Raw genomic sequence first — 2,871 nt, 5'->3', positions numbered from 1 at the left:
GTCCTTCCTTAACGTCACACTCTGATCGATGAACGACGCCGAGCCCGCCGCCTGCTTGCTGCTCAGGGTGACTGATCACGAAATGTTGCGCGTTGGAACAGTGCGAGAAGTTCGACGTTCATCTGACAAGGCACCGAGTGGCCGCTCCCAGCATTCAAATGCTCGAGCATCGTGAGAGAGCTCCCAAAAGACAGGAACAGAGCAATGTATCGTACAATCCTTTCTTCGCTGACCGGATTGGTCGGCGGATTTATTTTGATCGGCGGTGCTTGGTTGGCATTTATTGGCGGGTCCTGGTTCTTCATCCTCCTCGGTCTTGGTCTCTGCGCTTCGGCATTGCTGCTGTTCAAACTGCGCTCCGAGGGTCTGGCGGTTTACGGCGCCACCGTCCTGGTGACATGCGCTTGGTCCATTCACGAGGTGGGCTTCGACTGGTGGGCGCTTTCCGCTCGAGGCAGCCTGCTGATTGTGATCGGTGCGCTTCTGCTGCTTCCGCCAATGGTTCGTTCCTTGCATCGGCCGGAGATCGGCTGGGCGCGCTATGATGCATCGAGCGGGATGCTTGCCGGCTCATTGAGTGTTGCCTTGCTTGCCGGACTCTATTCGATGTTGCTGAGCCCGCACGACACGACCGGCGCATTCTCAGCCACCCAGATGGCGGGAACCAGGAGTATCGAGAGCAATGTGCCGGACGGCGAATGGCATGCTTATGGTCGCACCGACGCCGGCCGCCGTTACTCACCGCTCGACCAGATAACGCCAGAGAACGTCAGCAACCTCAAGGTTGCCTGGACCTACCACACCGGCGACATTCGCGGCCCGAACGACCCCGGAGAGGCGACCTACGAAGATACGCCCCTTATGATCGACGGGACCGTCTATATCTGCACCCCGCACAATTTGGTGATCGCGCTCGATGCGGTTACCGGCAAGGAGAAGTGGCGTTTCGACCCTCATCTGAAGCAGACTGCCAAGCAGACGACGCAGCATTTGACCTGCCGCGGCGTTTCCTATTTTGACGGGACATCGGCCAAGCCCGCCCCTAGTGGCCAGCAACCGGCCGTCACGGCCGACAGCACAACGAAGACCGAGGAGCAGAGAGTCGAGGAAAGCGCCGCGGAAGTGACGACAGGCGCTGCCGGTGTGCCCCAGAACGTCGTCACGGGGCAGGCCAAGCGCGGCGATCCCAATCCGATCGTCGACCACAAGACGACCTCAGCGATAGCGAATCCCGATGCAACATGCATCAAGCGTCTCTTCGCACCGACGTCGGACGGGCGGCTCATTTCCATCAGTGCTGAGACTGGCAAGATTTGCCCGGGCTTTGGTGGGGATGACGGTACGATCAACCTGTGGGCAAACATGCCCAATATCACGCCTGGCTCCATCTATTCCACCTCGCCACCTGTCGTGACCGATCGGCTGGTGATAGTCGGCGGCTCCGTCAATGACAACGTCGCAACAACTTCACCGTCAGGTGTCATCCGTGCCTACGACGTAAACACCGGTTATCTCGTCTGGAATTTCGATTCCAAGAATCCCGATGCTACCGCGCCTATCGCGAATGGTCAGACCTATTCAGAGAACGCCCCAAACTCGTGGAGTGTGGCAAGTTATGACCCCAAACTCGGACTGATTTACCTGCCGATGGGCAACCAATCACCTGACCAATACGGCGTCGGCCGCAGCGCCAGCGTCGAAAAATATTCATCCTCAATCCTCGCATTGGATGTCAACACCGGCAAACCAGCCTGGGTGTTCCAAACCGTCCATCATGATCTCTGGGACATGGATGTTCCGGCACAGCCGAGCCTTGTGGATCTCACTGTTGGCGGGGTAGAGGTCCCGGCACTGGTCGCACCGACCAAGCAGGGCGAGGTCTACGTCCTTAATCGCAAGACAGGACAGCCGCTGCTGCCCGTTAAAGAGGAACCCGCGCCGGCCGGCGCGGTCAAGGGTGACACCACGTCGCCCACGCAGCCTGTCTCGACAATCTCATTTAAACCCGAGCCGCTCCAGGAAAAGGCCATGTGGGGGATTTCGCCGCTCGACGAACTCGTCTGCCGGATCGAATTCCGCAACCTCTATTACAAGGGAAGGTATACTCCGCCGACGGCGAGGGGCTCGATCGTCTATCCCGGCAATTTCGGCGCGTTCAACTGGGGCGCGGTGGCGGTCGATCCCAATCGGCAAGTCATGTTTGCCATGCCCGTATACCTTGCCTTTACGTCGAAGATGATCCCCCGTCCGGACAAGTATGCGCGCGTCGTTACCAAAGAGGGAGGGGACGTCTTCAACGAAAATTTCGGAGCGCCTTATGCGGCCAAGATGGGAGCGTTTCTCTCACCGCTTGGGCTGCCCTGCCAAGCGCCGCCATGGGGCTATGTCGCGGGTGTCGACCTGACGACCGGCAAGACCATCTACAAGCATGTCAACGGAACGGTGCGCGACCTGTCGCCGATCCCGCTGCCATTCAAGATGGGCGTGCCCGGCATCGGTGGGCCGATCATTACCAAGGGCGGCGTCGCCTTTCTCAGCGGCACCTTGGATTACTACGTACGCGGTTATGACCTGAAGACAGGCAAGGAGATCTGGCACGATCGCCTTCCCGCTGGCGGGCAGGCCACCCCCTCCAGCTACCTTGGCTCCGATGGCCGACAGTATCTAATCGTGGTTGCCGGCGGGCATGGTTCGACCGGCACAGCGGCGGGCGATTCTATTATCGCCTATGCGTTGCCGAAAGCCGGGTGAGAAAAGGTGCGGAATGCGTGCGTATGACAATGGCGAACTGGGATCGTGAGGGCTCGGCTTCGAAAGTTCCTGGCGCAGGCTCCCGTCAACACGGTGGCTGGCGCGCAGTCTCGGTGGATC

Annotated in this window: 1 protein-coding gene; it reads left to right on the top strand. The window is 59.6% G+C overall.

Features of this window, described 5'->3' with window-relative positions; translation table 11 throughout:
• The first annotated feature begins 204 nt into the window (after positions 1–204).
• Complete coding sequence (locus EN993_RS34070; RefSeq protein ID WP_127266073.1) at positions 205–2,751, top strand: glucose/quinate/shikimate family membrane-bound PQQ-dependent dehydrogenase; 2,547 nt, start codon at positions 205–207, stop codon at positions 2,749–2,751.
• Positions 2,752–2,871: the final 120 nt, after the last annotated feature.

It is taken from the genome of Mesorhizobium sp. M7D.F.Ca.US.004.01.2.1, assembly GCF_003997785.1.
In the GTDB taxonomy this organism is placed as follows: domain Bacteria; phylum Pseudomonadota; class Alphaproteobacteria; order Rhizobiales; family Rhizobiaceae; genus Mesorhizobium; species Mesorhizobium loti.
Note: the sequence above shows the minus strand (reverse complement) of the source record. Positions and strands in the feature narration are given on the sequence as shown.

Coding starts and splice junctions, on each gene's coding strand:
- EN993_RS34070 (WP_127266073.1), top strand. CDS start 205: ATGTATCGTACAATCCTTTCTTCGCTGACCGGATTGGTCGGCGGATTT.